Raw genomic sequence first — 14,455 nt, forward strand, 5'->3', positions numbered from 1 at the left:
CAGGGAGCCCGAGGGGACGTATGCGAAACATCTGGAAGCCCTTTCAGTCGCTGTATTTCGCTGCCTTGATGATGCTGATCGGCTCGGGCCTGCTCAGTACCTATCTGGCACTGCGCCTGGCGGCCGACCATGTCGACAGCCTGTGGGTCGGTGCGTTGATGGCGGCCAACTATTTCGGTCTTGCCGTGGGCGGCAAGGTCGGCCACCGGCTCATCGGACGGGTAGGGCACATCCGCGCCTATGCCACCTGCGCCGGTATCGTCGGCGCGGCGGTGCTTGGCCATGGCCTGACCAGCTGGCTACCGGCCTGGGTCGGGCTGCGGATGATCGTCGGCCTGGGGATGATGTGCCAGTACATGGTCATCGAGAGCTGGCTGAACGAGCAGGCCGATGCCAAGCACCGTGGCGCGGTGTTCAGTGGCTACATGATCGCTTCCTACCTGGGGCTGGTGCTCGGCCAGTTGATCCTGGTGGTGCATCCGCAGTTGGGGCCTGAGTTGCTGATGCTGGTCGCCATGTGCTTTGCCCTGTGCCTGGTGCCGGTGGCCATGACTCGGCGCATCCACCCGGCACCGTTGCGCCCGGCGCCGATGGAGCCGAAGTTCTTCATCAAGCGGGTGCCGCAGTCGCTCAGTACGGTGCTGGGTTCGGGGTTGATCGTCGGTTCGTTCTACGGCCTGGCGCCGCTGTATGCCTCCAGCCAAGGATTGACCACCGAGCAGATCGGTCTGTTCATGGGCTGCTGCATCTTCGCCGGCCTGGTGGTGCAGTGGCCGCTGGGCTGGCTGTCCGATCGCTACGACCGGGCGCTGCTGATCCGCAGTGTGGCGGTGGGGCTGGCGCTGGCCTCGGCACCGCTGGCATTCCTGCCCAGCGTGCCGCTGGAGCTGCTGTTCGGCATCGGCTTTGTGGTCTCGTTGCTGCAGTTCTGCCTGTATCCGCTGGCGGTGGCTTTTTCCAATGACCATGTGGAAAGCGAGCGACGGGTGTCGCTGACCGCCATGTTGCTGGTGACCTATGGCGTGGGCGCTTGTATCGGGCCGCTGGCGGCAGGTGTGTTGATGAAGGTGCTGGGTGCGCAGATGCTCTATGCCTTCTTCGCGTTCTTCGCCCTGGTGCTGGTGTGGCGCATTCGGCCCAAGGCGGTTACCGGGCTTCATCAGGTGCAGGACGCGCCGCTGGGGCACGTGGCGATGCCGGCGGCGGGTTCGCCTTTGTCGGCAGCGCTTGACCCTCGGGTGGATGAGCAGACCGTGCAGGATGTGATGCAGACGCCGGTGGCGGCCGAGGATACCGAGGTGGAGGAGAAGGCTGAGCCGGCAGAGGCTGCAGAGTCGGTCGAGCTGAATCGAAACTAGGGTTGCCTGTACCGGCCCTATCGCCGGCAAGCCGGCTCCCACAGGAATCGGGGGCACCACAGATCCAGTGTGGGAGCCGGCTTGCCGGCGATAGGGCCACTACAGACACAAACAAAAACGCCACCCCATGGGTGGCGATTTTTTACATCCAGCAGCCGATCAATAATCGTCTTTATCGAACCGCCGCGCCTCACGCTGCAGCTGGTACACGAAGCTCTCGATCTTGCGTTGCGCCTGGCCACTGAGGTTGTGAAAACGCACGCCCGCGAAGGTAGTATTGATGCGCTCTTCATAATGCAGGTGACGCAGCTCGACCATGCAGTCCACCAGGCCCAGCGGGCTACCCGCCTTGAAACGCTCGTACACCTGGCCCAGCTGCAGGCGCTCTTCGACATTGCCGTCAAAGCGCAGCTTGCAGCCGGTGGCGGAGATGTCCAGCAGCTTGCCACGCATGGCGCCGTTGCCCTTGAGGTGGCTGCCGTCGAGAATGATGTCGACCAGTTGCGACAGCTTCAGCGCGGCGCGAAAGGCATTGCGGCGCTGGTGGTAGGTCACTTCTTCCGGCAGGGCGCCCCGGTACGAGCGGTGGCCGTCGACCTCGGTGATCTTCAGTTCGTGGTTGCATTCCCAGGCGATGCGCACGCCATCGTGGAAGCCTTCGACACGGAACGCTTCACCGTTCTCGATGAATTTTTCACCATCGCGCGGAATCATTTCGTCCAGCGCCAGGGTGTTGCTCTCGCGGTCCACGTGCACCACATAGCTCTGGAACCGCTGGCTGCGCTCGTGGAAGGTGATGATCAAGGGATCATGGCTCTCCTGCAACTGGCGCAGGTTGGCGGCGATCTCCATAGGAGTGTTCAGCACCTTGGGCGGCTGCGGAGCATCGGTTTCATTGAACACGGGTTTTCAATCTCCAGGCAAAAACGACACACGCAAGTAACGGCATTTTGCCAGTATGTTCTGTGCCTTGAATAGGAATAATCAAACTTGGCTGAGCGCCCGGGGCTTGGCCAGTGGCGAGGTGGCGCCACGGTTGTCGTAGAGCGACGGAGAATCGCCGCCCATGAGGATTCTGACCTGGTTGGCCGTGACGTGCTGTTGCACCTGGATGATCCGGCCATTGGTCTCGTTGACCTTCTGGCAGGCATCCATCAGCTGGGTGAGCACATTGAGCTGTTGCATGATCACGTCGCCGTTTGGCGACTGCGCGGCCACCGCTTGCACCCCGGCTCGATCGGCGCTGAGGCCGAGGCTGGCGAGCAGGTTGTTGCGGCGCAGGCCTTGCTGCTCGAGCAGAACGATCAGCGACTGCTTGCGGGCCAGGATGCCTTCCAGCGGCGCCAGGTCACGACTGTGCAGGGCCACGGCCTCTTTTTGCAGGAGGTCGAGCAGTTCCTGGGTCGGGGCGAGGTCGTCTTCGATCAGTTGCAGCAAAGTGATGTCGTGCATGGCTAACTCTTGGCTTTTATAGCGTCCGTGAAGTCAGCGCGCCGAACGGTCAGCGCTGAGCTTCGAAATCGAGCAGTTTGCTGGCGACCCGGCCGGCATCGACCTTGTAGCTGCCATCGGCGATCGCCTGCTTCAACTGTGCCACGCGGGCACTGTCGACAACGGGCTGGTCGCGCAGCTTGTCGCTGATCTTCTGCAACTGCTGGGCCTCTTGACTGAGGTGTACCGCTTCTCCGCTGGCGCTTTTCGGCGCTTCGACCGGCTCGCCAGCCTTGTCGGCAGTGCCCGGCGCGGCATTGCCGCGAACGCCGCCGGTGACCGACGGAGAGTTATTCAAACGACTGAAGTCGATGACCATGATCAGAAACCTCTGGGTATTTGGACGCTTGCCTTGTTTTCGGCCAACCCGAATAAAACTTTAGGCACAAATGCACAGCCGCCTGTCGGCAAGCCCGTGTACCCGTTTCCGACACAGTTTAGGAAAACCGCCCGCGCACCGCCAGCCCATTTACATGGCCACCTCGACCTGGCCGGGGCCGGTGACGCGTGCCTTGACCACCCGTTTGGAATTGAGATTGCGCACCCGAATCTGCTCGCCCTGGCCGCCCTTGGCCAGCGCCTCGCCCGGCATGCGCACGCTGAGGCTGCCGCTGCGGGCGGTGATGACCACGTGATCGCCCTTGCGCACCACCTCGGCCTGTTCAAGGTGCTGTGGGGTGAGCACCTGGTCGATCACCGTGGAGCGCACCATCTTCATGCCCACCGCCTGGTCGAGGTCGTTGAGAAAGCCCTGGGTCAAGGTGCCCACATCGCGCTCGCGCAGGGCCACGTCGCCTTCACCGATCACGTTGTCACGCTTGAGCGGGCGGGTAACCACGACCACATCGCGAAACAGTCGCACCGTCGCCGGTACGAACAGTGTCCAGGGTGCGCCGCCATCGCAACGCACCCGCACGGTCACTCGGCCCACCGGTTGCGACGGGCTTTCCAGCGAGGCGTCCAGCTGCTGGCTGCACAGCGGCATGCGCAGGCGAGGGTCGAGCGGGCTGACCTGGATTTCGTAGCGTCCGGCCGTCTGGGTGGTGGCCAGGTAGTCCTCGACGGCAAATTCAAGAAACCCTTGGGTGACGCCGATAAGCTGTTCAGGCAAGGTAACCGCGTCCGCTAGCGTGCGAACGCCGGGTGCCAGCAGGCACAATGCGGCCAGCGCAGCGCTCAGCAGCGGCGTCAGTCGTCGGAAAATTGTCGTTTTCATGTACATGGCGCTCAAAAAAGCAAAGCCCGTGCCGACTCGCTGATCGAGTCGCTACCAACAGGCAGAAAACAGAAGGAGTCAGGCATGGCGGGGGTAATGGATTCAGTCAACCAGCGCACGCAGCTGGTTGGGCAGAATCGCCTGGAATTGCTGTTGTTCCGCCTCAATGGCCAGCAGCTCTACGGCATCAACGTGTTCAAGGTTCGCGAAGTGCTGCAGTGTCCGGCCCTGACCGTGCTGCCCAAATCGCACCCGGTGGTGCGCGGCGTGGCCAATATTCGCGGGGCGACCATTCCGATCCTTGACCTGTCGATGGCCACCGGCCTGCCAGGGCTGCAGGAAGAAACGCGCAACAGTTTCGTGATCATCACCGAGTACAACACCAAGACCCAGGGCTTTCTGGTGCATTCGGTCGAGCGCATCGTCAACATGAACTGGGAAGAGATCCATCCGCCACCCAAGGGCACCGGCCGCGACCACTACCTGACGGCGGTCACCCGGGTGGACAACCGCATGGTCGAGATCATCGACGTGGAGAAGGTGCTGGCCGAGGTGGCGCCGTCTTCCGAGCAGGTGTCTGCGGGTGTGGTGGATGCCGAGGTGCAGGACAAGGCCGTGCTGTTGCGGGTGCTGACCGTCGACGATTCGTCGGTGGCACGCAAGCAGGTCAGCCGCTGCCTGCAGACGGTGGGCGTGGAAGTGGTGGCGCTCAACGACGGTCGCCAGGCACTGAACTACCTGCGCAAGTTGGTGGAGGAGGGCAAGCGGCCGGAAGAAGAGTTCCTGATGATGATCTCGGACATTGAAATGCCAGAAATGGACGGCTATACGCTGACCGCGGAGATCCGCAACGATCCGCGCATGCAAAAATTGCACATCTGCCTGCATACTTCCCTGTCCGGGGTATTCAACCAGGCGATGGTCAAGAAGGTCGGTGCCGATGACTTCCTGGCCAAGTTCAAGCCGGACGACCTGGCCCAACGCGTGGTCGACCGGATCAAGGCGGCGCATTGAAGCAGCCGGGGGCGCGCTCCCGGCACCAGAGATTGAAAAGAGGCGGCAGTAGTGTCTACGGGTAATTTGGAGTTCGAACAGTTCCGGGTCTTCCTGGAGAAAGCCTGTGGCATCCTGCTGGGGGAGAATAAGCAGTACTTGGTTTCCAGCCGTCTCAACAAGCTGATGGAACAACAAGGTATCAAGAGCCTGGGCGAACTGGTGCAGCGCATCCAGACCCAGCCGCGTGGCGGCTTGCGCGAGCAGGTGGTCGACGCCATGACCACCAACGAGACCCTGTGGTTTCGCGACAGCTACCCATTCGAAGTGCTGAAGAACAAGGTCATTCCCGAGTTCATCAGGAACAATCCCGGCCAGCGCCTGCGCATGTGGTCGGCGGCCTGCTCGTCGGGCCAGGAGCCGTATTCCATTTCGATGGCCATCGATGAGTTCGAGCGCAGCAACCTGGGCCAGTTGAAGATGGGCGCGCAGATCGTCGCTACCGATCTCTCCGGTTCGATGCTGAACAACTGCAAGACCGGTGAGTACGACAGCCTGGCGATTGCCCGCGGCTTGTCCCAGGAGCGCCTGCAGCGCTACTTCGACCCCAAGGGCCCGGGGCGCTGGGCGGTGAAGCCGGCGATTCGCAGCCGGGTCGAGTTCCGCTCGTTCAACCTGCTCGACAGCTACGCGGCGCTGGGCAAGTTCGACATCGTGTTCTGCCGCAATGTGCTGATCTACTTCTCGGCGCAGGTGAAGAAGGACATTCTGTTGCGGATTCACAGCACGCTGAAGCCTGGGGGGTATCTGTTCCTCGGGGCGTCCGAGGCGCTCAATGGGTTGCCGGACCATTACCAGATGGTGCAGTGCAGCCCGGGGATTATCTACCAGGCCAAGTAAGACAAGAGGCCGGCAGAGAAAGTTGCCGGCCTTTTTGTTGTCTGCACTGGCCTCATCGCCGGCAAGCCGGCTCCCACAGGTGCCCCGCTGGGTTTGAAGTTGCGGTGTAGCTGTGGGAGCCGGCTTGCCGGCGATGTCCGCGAAGCGGACCCCATCGCAGTTGACGTCAATTTTTTGTTTTGCCGCTTTTGCCACCCGGCAATTGCCGCTTTCCCATGGCCAGGCGGAAGCACTTTGCCGCTTTTCTGGCATGACCCTCGCTCACACCGCTCCCGCGGCCCCGCATTCACGGGCTTTCAAAACCTTGGCACAGCCCTTGCTATACCTTCGCCAACGACATTCCGGTCAACCTTCGAAGGTTTCCCCGACATGAGCATCAGTTTCGACAAGGCACTTGGTATCCACGAAAAAGCCCTGGGCTTTCGCGCCCAGCGTGCCGAGGTACTGGCCAACAATATCGCCAACGCCGACACGCCCAACTACAAGGCGCGTGACATGGACTTCTCCTCGGTGCTCGCCGCCGAAAGCCAGAAGCAGCAAAGCGGTGGCCGCTTCGCCATGGACCGTACCAACAGCCGCCACATCGAGGCCGAAGGCCTGGCGATGAACGACGAGACCCTGCAGTACCGCACCCCGACGCAGCCGTCGATCGACCAGAACACCGTGGACGCGCACATCGAGCAATCGAACTACACCGAAAACGCCATCGGTTTCCAGGCCAGCTTCACCTTGCTCAACAGTAAATTCAAAGGGCTGGTTTCGGCCCTGCGCGGAGAATAAGCATGTCCCTTGCCAGTGTCTTCAACATCGCCGGTAGCGGCATGAGTGCGCAGAACACCCGCCTCAATACCGTGGCCTCCAACATCGCCAACGCCGAGACCGTGTCGTCGAGCATCGACCAGACCTATCGCGCCCGTCACCCGGTGTTCGCCACCACCTTCCAGGACGCCCAGGCGGGCAGCAGCCAGTCGCTGTTCGAAGATCAGGGCGAGGCCGGGCAGGGCGTGCAGGTCAAAGGCATCGTCGAAGACCAGAGCAACCTCGAAGCGCGCTACGAGCCGAACCACCCGGCGGCGAACAAGGACGGCTACGTCTATTACCCGAACGTCAACGTGGTCGAGGAGATGGCCGACATGATCTCCGCCAGCCGCGCGTTCCAGACCAACGCCGAGCTGATGAACACCGCCAAGAACATGATGCAGAAAGTCCTGACCCTGGGTCAGTGATAAGGAATCCAGACCATGGCAGTCGATAGCACCAGCGGTGTAAACCTCAACGAAGTCATCACGGCATCGGGTGTCGGTACGCCCACCAAGAAAAACACCGATACCGTTTCCAAGACCGGTAACGACACCCTCGGCAAGGACGCGTTCCTGCAGTTGCTGGTTACCCAGATGCAGAACCAGAACCCGCTCGATCCCCAGGACAACAGCGAGTTCGTCGCCCAGCTGGCGCAGTTCAGCAGCCTCGAAGGCATCACCAACCTGAACGACTCGGTCTCCACCATCACCAATGCCCTGGCGTCGTCCCAGGCCCTGCAGGCCTCGTCGCTGGTCGGCCGTTCGGTGATCGTGCAGAACGACAAGGCAGTGGTCGATACCGCTGAAAGCTTCAACGGCCAGATCATCGTGCCGCAGGCGATCGGTGAGGCGAAGGTCACCATCAAGGACAAGGACGGCAATACCGTCAAGACCATCGAACTTGGCGAACAGAAAGCCGGCTATGCCGACTTCATCTGGGACGGCACCAATTCCAGCGGCGAGAAAGTCGAGCCGGGCACCTACACCTTCACCGCCAGCACCACCGTCGATGGCCAGGCGGTACAGATGAACACCCTGCTGCCGGCCAAGGTGACCAGCGTCAGCTTCAACGCCACCGGCGAAATGGTGCTCAACCTCGCAGGTGTCGGCAAGGTTTCCCTCTCCGACGTACAAACCATCGGTATCTAAGGCCCGCTAGCGCGGCACAGGAGCGAATTCATGTCTTTCAATATCGGCCTTAGCGGGCTCTACGCAGCTGAAAAGCAGCTGGACGTTACCGGCAACAACATCGCCAACGTCAACACCACCGGTTTCAAGTCGTCGCGCGCCGAGTTCGCCGACGTCTATGCCGGCGCCAACCGCCTGGGCGTGGGCAAGAACCAGGTGGGCGCCGGTGTGCGCCTGTCGTCGGTTTCGCAGCAGTTCACCCAGGGTGATATCAACACCACCGGCAACGTGCTGGACATGGGCATCCAGGGCCAGGGTTTCTTCGTGCTGTCCGACAACGGTTCGCAGGTGTATACCCGCGCCGGTTCCTTCCAGGCCGACAAGGACAACTACGTGGTCACCTCGGATGGCCTGCGCCTGCAAGGCTATCCCGCCGACTCCAGCGGCAAGATCCAGAAGGGCGGACTGTCCGATCTGCGGATCGACACCTCGGCGCTGCAGCCCAAGGCCACCAGCCTGATCGACCAGGGCATCAACCTGAACTCCTCGGCCGCCGACATCCCGCTGCTGGTCGACGACGGCACCGGCAACATGGTGCCGAACAAGGCATTCGACCCGACTGACGAATCCACCTATACCAAATCGTTCCCGACCAAGGTGTACGACAGTCAGGGCAACGAGCACACCATGGAGCAGTACTACCGCAAGACCGGTACCAACGAGTGGACCTCGTACACCCTGATCGATGGCCGCAACCCGTTCGACCCGTCTTCGACCACTCCGCTCAGCGGCACCATCAGCTTCAACAGCGATGGCTCGGTTGCCAGCATGACGGCCAATAACACGGGCCTGCCGCCGGGTGCCTCGTACACGGTGAAGGACAATACGTTCACCATGACCGGCTGGGTGCCTGCGGTAGAGGATTCTGCGGGCAACTGGGCGAGCAATGGTGCTGTCGGCAACGCCGAGGGCATGAAGCTGTCGATGAACAGCACCACCTCCTACAACACCGAGACCGCGCGCATGTCGCAGTCCCAGGATGGTTATGCCACCGGCATCCTGTCGAACCTGAGCATCGACTCGACTGGTGTGCTGTTCGCCAGCTTCAGCAACCAGCAGTCGCGCGCCATCGGCCAGGTGGCCCTGGCCAGCTTCGCCAATGAGCAGGGCTTGCAGCAGATTGGCGGTACGCGCTGGACCGAGACCTACACCTCGGGCATTCCGGGCATCGATGCGCCGAAGACCGGTACCCTGGGTGGCGTCGAGTCCAACGCACTGGAAGGCTCCAACGTCAACCTGACCCAGGAGCTGGTCGAGCTGATCAAGGCGCAGAGCAACTACCAGGCGAACGCCAAGACCATCTCCACTGAAAGCACCGTCATGCAGACCATCATTCAGATGACCTGATGGTCGTTGCTTGAGGGTGTGTGGACGAACCCCTTTGTCGTGAAGGGGTTCGTCGTTTTTGCAGGAGGGCGCATGGAAAAGTGGGTTGTCGCACTGCTTGCTGCTTTTTGCCTGTACCAGGCGCAGGCAGGTACTGCGCCGTGGTGGCGCTGGGAGAGCCAGGTGGATGGGCGGCTGGTGTGCTCGCAATGGTCGCCGGGGGAGGGCTGGAAGCGTTTTGCCGGGCCCTACAACAATGGTGGTTGCCGGGATCGGTGATGACTGTGCGGCCCTATCGCCGGCAAGCCGGCTCCCACAGGTTGCAGTGGCGCCGCAAAACCCCTGTGGGAGCCGGCTTGCCGGCGATAGGGCCAATACAGGCACCCCGCATTGCCGCCACCGGCAACTACGCGCCGGATAACCGTCGTTCTCCTCTCGGCCAAAACCCCCAAAAGCCCGTATTCACGGGCTTTTTCTCGCTTTCAGGAAGTTGGTTCGGAACTTGCTTTAGTGAGTGCCAACACAGCAACGGCAAGCGGCAAACGCTCGCCAGTGCAGCGGAGGATGACTGTGGACAAGATGCTTTACGTGGCCATGACCGGCGCCAGCCAGAACGCGCTCGCGCAGAAGGCCCATGCCAACAACCTGGCGAACATTTCCACCAACGGCTTCCAGCGCGACCTGGAACAGGCGCGCTCGATGCCGGTGTTTGGTGACAGCTTTCCGTCACGTGCGTTCGCCATGACCGAGCGCCCGGCCACCGACTTCAGCGAAGGGCCGATGGTCGAAACCGGGCGTGAGCTGGATGTGGCCGTGGCCGGGCAGGGCTTCATCGCCGTGCAGGCACCCGATGGCAGCGAAGCCTACGTGCGTACCGGCAGCCTGAACATCGATGCCCTCGGCGTGCTGCGCGCCGGCAACGGCATGCCGGTGATCGGCAACGGTGGCCCGATCGCCATTCCGCCGGAGCAGAAAGTCGAGGTCGGCGCCGATGGCACCATCAGCATCCGCTCCATGGGCGAAGACCCGCGGGTGATGGCCGAAGTCGACCGCATCAAGCTGGTCAATCCCGACATCCAGGGCCTGAACAAGGGCCTGGACGGGCTGATCCACACCAAGGATGGCCAGCCGGCCGCTGCCGACGTCAACGTGCGGGTGGTCTCGGGCTTCCTGGAGGGCAGCAACGTCAACGCCGTGGAAGAAATGAGCTCGGTGCTGGCGCTGTCCCGCCAGTTCGAACTGCACGTCAAGATGATGAACGCGGCCAAGGAAGGCGACGAAGCCATGGCGCGTGTCTTGCAACTCGGCTAACCACATTTGAACGGGTGCCGTAAAACAGGCGCACGAGGAGAAAACTGATGCTTCCGGCTCTTTGGGTCGCTAAAACCGGCCTGTCCGCCCAGGACACCAACCTCACGGTCATTTCCAACAACCTGGCCAACGTTTCGACCACCGGCTACAAGCGTGATCGCGCCGAGTTCCAGGACCTTCTGTACCAGATCAAGCGCCAGCCTGGTGCCCAGTCCACCCAGGACAGCGAGCTGCCTTCGGGCCTGCAGGTCGGTACCGGTGTGCGCATCGTCGGCACCCAGAAAAACTTCCAGACCGGCAGCCTGCAGACCACCGAAAACCCCCTGGACATGGCCGTCAACGGCCGTGGCTTCTTCCAGGTGCTGCAGCCGGACGGCACCGTCTCGTACACCCGTGACGGTACCTTCCACCTGAACTCCGACGGCCAGATCGTCACTGCCAACGGCTTTGCCCTCGAGCCTGCGATCGTGGTGCCGAACGACGCCCAGACCTTCACCGTCGGCCAGGACGGCACCGTGTCGATCACCACCCCCGGCAACCCGGCCGCGCAGGTACTGGGCAACATCCAGACCGCCGACTTCATCAACCCGGCCGGCCTGCAGGCGATTGGCGACAACCTGTTCCTGGAAACCGCCGCCAGCGGCGCCCCGCAGGTCGGTACCCCGGGCCTGAACGGCTTCGGCACCACCCTGCAGCAGACCCTGGAAAACTCCAACGTCAGCACCGTCGAGGAGCTGGTGAACATGATCACCACTCAGCGTGCCTACGAGATGAACTCCAAGGTCATCTCCACCGCCGACCAGATGCTGTCGTTCGTCACCCAGCAGCTGTAAGCCCAAGGTCCTAGTCCCTGTTACACCGTGAGGAAAGCGTCATGAAACGTTCGTTGTCCGTCTTCGCCCTGGGGGGGGCGGTGTTGCTGGCTGGTTGCGTCGCGCCGACGCCCAAGCCCAACGACCCGTACTATGCGCCGGTTCTGCCGCGCACCCCGTTGCCGGCGGCGGCCAACAACGGTTCGATCTACCAAGCCGGTTTCGAGCAGAGCCTGTACACCGACCGCAAGGCCTTCCGGGTCGGTGACATCATCACCATCACGCTCAACGAGAAGACCTCGGCGAGCAAGAACGCCGGCTCGCAGATCCAGAAGAACAGCAAGGCGGACATCGGCCTGACCTCGCTGTTCGGCACCACCCCGAGCACCAACAACCCGTTCGGCAGCGGTGACCTCAGCCTCGAAGCCGGCTACAGCGGTGACCGCGCCACCAAGGGCGACAGCAAGGCGACCCAGGGCAACACCCTGACCGGCTCGATCACCGTCACCGTCGCCGAGGTGCTGCCCAACGGCATCATCGCCGTGCGCGGCGAAAAATGGCTGACCCTGAACACCGGCGAAGAGCTGGTGCGCATTGCCGGCATGGTGCGGGCCGACGACATCGCCACCGACAACACCGTGCCCTCGACCCGGGTGGCCGATGCACGCATCACTTATTCGGGCACCGGCTCGTTCGCCGACGCCAGCCAGCCGGGCTGGCTGGACCGCTTCTTCATCAGCCCGCTCTGGCCTTTCTGAGTACGGATGAACATGTTCAACCTAAGGCAGCTGATTGCCGCAACCTTGCTCCTGTCCTGCGCGTTCGGCGCCCATGCCGAGCGCCTGAAGGACATCGCCAGCATTTCTGGCGTGCGTTCCAACCAGTTGATCGGTTACGGCCTGGTGGTGGGGCTCAATGGCACGGGTGACCAGACCACCCAGACGCCGTTCACCCTGCAGACCTTCAACAACATGCTGTCGCAGTTCGGCATCAAGGTGCCGCCGGGCTCGGGCAACGTGCAGTTGAAGAACGTCGCCGCGGTGTCGGTGCATGCCGACCTGCCTCCCTTCGCCAAGCCGGGCCAGGTGGTGGACATCACCGTCTCGTCGATCGGCAACTCCAAGAGCCTGCGTGGCGGCAGCCTGCTGATGACGCCGCTCAAGGGTATCGACGGCAACGTCTATGCCATCGCCCAGGGCAACCTAGTGGTCGGTGGCTTCGACGCCGAGGGTCGCGATGGTTCGAAGATCACCGTCAACGTTCCGTCGGCGGGTCGCATTCCTGGCGGTGCCTCGGTCGAACGCGCGGTGCCGAGCGGTTTCAACCAGGGCAATACCCTGACCCTGAACCTGAACCGCCCGGACTTCACCACCGCCAAGCGCATCGTCGACAAGGTCAACGACCTGCTCGGCCCCGGTGTGGCACAGGCCGTGGATGGTGGTTCGGTAAGGGTCAGCGCGCCAATGGACCCGAGCCAGCGCGTCGACTACCTGTCGATCCTGGAAAACCTGGAGATCGACCCGGGCCAGGCGGTCGCCAAGGTCATCATCAACTCGCGTACCGGCACCATCGTGATTGGCCAGAACGTCAAGGTCTCGCCTGCGGCGGTGACCCACGGCAGCCTCACCGTGACCATCACCGAAGACCCAATCGTCAGCCAGCCGGGGCCGTTCTCCAATGGCCAGACCGCCGTGGTGCCACGCTCGCGGGTCAATGCCGAACAGGAAGCCAAGCCCATGTTCAAGTTCGGCCCGGGCACCACGCTGGATGAGATCGTCCGTGCGGTGAACCAGGTCGGCGCCGCGCCGAGCGACCTGATGGCCATCCTCGAGGCCCTGAAGCAGGCCGGCGCCTTGCAAGCCGACCTGATCGTGATCTGAGGACGTTGCCGATGAACGCCAAGAGCCTGGTATCCAGCACTGCCGACAGTGGCGCCTATACCGACCTCAATCGCCTGAGCTCGCTCAAGCACGGCGATCGCGACAGCGATGCCAACGTGCGCAAGGTGGCCCAGGAGTTCGAGTCGCTGTTCATCAGCGAGATGCTCAAGGCCTCGCGCAAGGCCAGCGATGTGCTGGCCGACGACAACCCGATGAACAGCGCGACGGTCAAGCAGTACCGCGACATGTACGACCAGCAGCTGGCCGTGAGCATGTCCCGCGAAGGCGGCGGTATCGGTCTGCAGGACGTGCTGGTACGCCAGCTGTCGAAGAACAAGAGCGCCCCGGTCAACACCAGCCCGTTCCCGCGGATCGAGGGCAATGCCCCGACACTGTGGGGCAACAAGGTGGCCGAGCCGGTGCATGCCGCGCAGTCGGCCTCGCGCAACGACGTGGCCGCGCTCAATTCGCGGCGCCTGGCCTTGCCCAGCAAGCTCACCGACCGCCTGCTGGCCGGCATCGTGCCGTCGGCGGGTAACCCGGCAGCGGCCACCAACAGCGCCGCCGTGCCGGTCCGTGACGGCCAGCAAGTGGCGAAAACCTTTGCCGTGCCAGAGCGTGGCCTGCGTATCACCGGCCGCGCCGTGGCCCAGCCGCCGTTGGCGCCGAACAAAGCCTTCACCGACAGCGACGCGTTCGTGGCCACCATGCTGCCAATGGCCGAACAGGCCGCCAAGCGCATCGGCGTCGACCCGCGCTACCTGGTGGCCCAGGCGGCGCTGGAAACCGGTTGGGGCAAGTCGGTCATGCGCAACAGCGATGGCAGCAGCAGCCACAACCTGTTCGGCATCAAGGCCACCGGCAACTGGGAAGGCGATTCGGCGCGGGCGATCACCAGCGAGTTTCGCGACGGCCAGTTCGTCAAGGAGACGGCGCGGTTCCGTTCCTACGATTCCTATCAGGACAGTTTCCACGACCTGGTCAGCCTGCTGCAGAACAACAGCCGCTATCAAGATGCGGTGAAGTCGGCCGATAAACCAGAACAGTTCGTGCAAGAGTTGCAAAAGGCCGGGTACGCCACTGACCCGAATTACGCCAGCAAGATCTCGCAGATCGCAAGACAGATGAAGTCGTACGAGCAATACGCAGCGCTCGGTACCACAACGAAACTTTAAGGGTA

General features: G+C 62.6%; 17 protein-coding genes. 13 read left to right on the forward strand and 4 right to left on the reverse strand.

The features are described 5' to 3' along the window. The first annotated feature begins 20 nt into the window (after window positions 1-20). Window positions 21-1,358 (forward strand): MFS transporter, encoded by a 1,338-nt coding sequence (locus ACIPZB_RS17185; RefSeq protein ID WP_400641774.1) that lies wholly within the window; start codon window positions 21-23, stop codon window positions 1,356-1,358. 159 nt (window positions 1,359-1,517) lie between these two features. Here the strand turns inward: ACIPZB_RS17185 and ACIPZB_RS17190 are convergent, their stop codons facing one another. From ACIPZB_RS17190 to flgA, 4 genes are all read right to left on the reverse strand, one after another. Continuing rightward, on the reverse strand, window positions 1,518-2,261 hold the full coding sequence (locus ACIPZB_RS17190; RefSeq protein ID WP_400641775.1) for a flagellar brake protein: 744 nt from the start codon (window positions 2,259-2,261) through the stop codon (window positions 1,518-1,520). Between the two features lie 81 nt (window positions 2,262-2,342). Continuing rightward, window positions 2,343-2,810 (reverse strand): flagella synthesis protein FlgN, encoded by a 468-nt coding sequence (locus ACIPZB_RS17195; RefSeq protein ID WP_008098697.1) that lies wholly within the window; start codon window positions 2,808-2,810, stop codon window positions 2,343-2,345. Window positions 2,811-2,859: 49 nt separating this feature from the next. Further along, window positions 2,860-3,168, reverse strand: coding sequence for a flagellar biosynthesis anti-sigma factor FlgM (gene flgM / locus ACIPZB_RS17200; RefSeq protein WP_008098699.1), 309 nt, complete (start codon window positions 3,166-3,168; stop codon window positions 2,860-2,862). A gap of 150 nt (window positions 3,169-3,318) precedes the next feature. Beyond that, window positions 3,319-4,071 (reverse strand): flagellar basal body P-ring formation chaperone FlgA, encoded by a 753-nt coding sequence (flgA, locus tag ACIPZB_RS17205; RefSeq protein ID WP_400641776.1) that lies wholly within the window; start codon window positions 4,069-4,071, stop codon window positions 3,319-3,321. A gap of 78 nt (window positions 4,072-4,149) precedes the next feature. Between flgA and ACIPZB_RS17210 the strand changes: the two genes are divergently transcribed. The 12 genes from ACIPZB_RS17210 to flgJ all read left to right on the forward strand — a co-directional run bounded on the left by ACIPZB_RS17210 (window position 4,150) and on the right by flgJ (window position 14,450). Next, a complete protein-coding gene (locus tag ACIPZB_RS17210; RefSeq protein ID WP_008098703.1) occupies window positions 4,150-5,079 on the forward strand; it encodes a chemotaxis protein CheV in 930 nt (309 codons plus the stop codon). Between the two features lie 51 nt (window positions 5,080-5,130). Next, window positions 5,131-5,958 carry a protein-glutamate O-methyltransferase CheR gene (cheR, locus tag ACIPZB_RS17215; protein WP_008098705.1) on the forward strand — a complete coding sequence of 276 codons (828 nt, stop codon included), beginning with the start codon at window positions 5,131-5,133 and terminating at the stop codon, window positions 5,956-5,958. A 369-nt stretch (window positions 5,959-6,327) separates the two neighbouring features. Further along, window positions 6,328-6,738, forward strand: a complete 411-nt coding sequence (gene flgB / locus ACIPZB_RS17220) for a flagellar basal body rod protein FlgB (RefSeq protein ID WP_008098707.1) — start codon at window positions 6,328-6,330, stop codon at window positions 6,736-6,738. Window positions 6,739-6,740: 2 nt separating this feature from the next. After that, on the forward strand, window positions 6,741-7,184 hold the full coding sequence (gene flgC / locus ACIPZB_RS17225; RefSeq protein WP_008098709.1) for a flagellar basal body rod protein FlgC: 444 nt from the start codon (window positions 6,741-6,743) through the stop codon (window positions 7,182-7,184). 15 nt (window positions 7,185-7,199) lie between these two features. After that, entirely contained in the window at window positions 7,200-7,907 is a 708-nt protein-coding gene (gene flgD / locus ACIPZB_RS17230) for a flagellar hook assembly protein FlgD (RefSeq protein WP_400641777.1), read from the forward strand. Between the two features lie 30 nt (window positions 7,908-7,937). Then, a complete protein-coding gene (gene flgE, locus ACIPZB_RS17235; RefSeq protein ID WP_400641778.1) occupies window positions 7,938-9,293 on the forward strand; it encodes a flagellar hook protein FlgE in 1,356 nt (451 codons plus the stop codon). 72 nt (window positions 9,294-9,365) lie between these two features. Next, window positions 9,366-9,551, forward strand: coding sequence for a hypothetical protein (locus ACIPZB_RS17240; RefSeq protein WP_400641779.1), 186 nt, complete (start codon window positions 9,366-9,368; stop codon window positions 9,549-9,551). A 291-nt stretch (window positions 9,552-9,842) separates the two neighbouring features. Then, complete coding sequence (flgF, locus tag ACIPZB_RS17245; RefSeq protein WP_400641780.1) at window positions 9,843-10,583, forward strand: flagellar basal-body rod protein FlgF; 741 nt, start codon at window positions 9,843-9,845, stop codon at window positions 10,581-10,583. A gap of 47 nt (window positions 10,584-10,630) precedes the next feature. After that, a complete protein-coding gene (flgG, locus tag ACIPZB_RS17250; RefSeq protein WP_400641781.1) occupies window positions 10,631-11,416 on the forward strand; it encodes a flagellar basal-body rod protein FlgG in 786 nt (261 codons plus the stop codon). 41 nt (window positions 11,417-11,457) lie between these two features. Beyond that, on the forward strand, window positions 11,458-12,153 hold the full coding sequence (gene flgH / locus ACIPZB_RS17255) for a flagellar basal body L-ring protein FlgH (protein ID WP_008098722.1): 696 nt from the start codon (window positions 11,458-11,460) through the stop codon (window positions 12,151-12,153). A gap of 12 nt (window positions 12,154-12,165) precedes the next feature. Next, window positions 12,166-13,275, forward strand: coding sequence for a flagellar basal body P-ring protein FlgI (locus tag ACIPZB_RS17260; protein ID WP_008098724.1), 1,110 nt, complete (start codon window positions 12,166-12,168; stop codon window positions 13,273-13,275). A gap of 11 nt (window positions 13,276-13,286) precedes the next feature. Next, entirely contained in the window at window positions 13,287-14,450 is a 1,164-nt protein-coding gene (gene flgJ, locus ACIPZB_RS17265) for a flagellar assembly peptidoglycan hydrolase FlgJ (RefSeq protein WP_400641782.1), read from the forward strand. The last annotated feature ends 5 nt before the right edge of the window (window positions 14,451-14,455 follow it).

The sequence above is a fragment of the Pseudomonas sp. NPDC089396 genome, assembly GCF_044749545.1.
Classification (GTDB): domain Bacteria; phylum Pseudomonadota; class Gammaproteobacteria; order Pseudomonadales; family Pseudomonadaceae; genus Aquipseudomonas.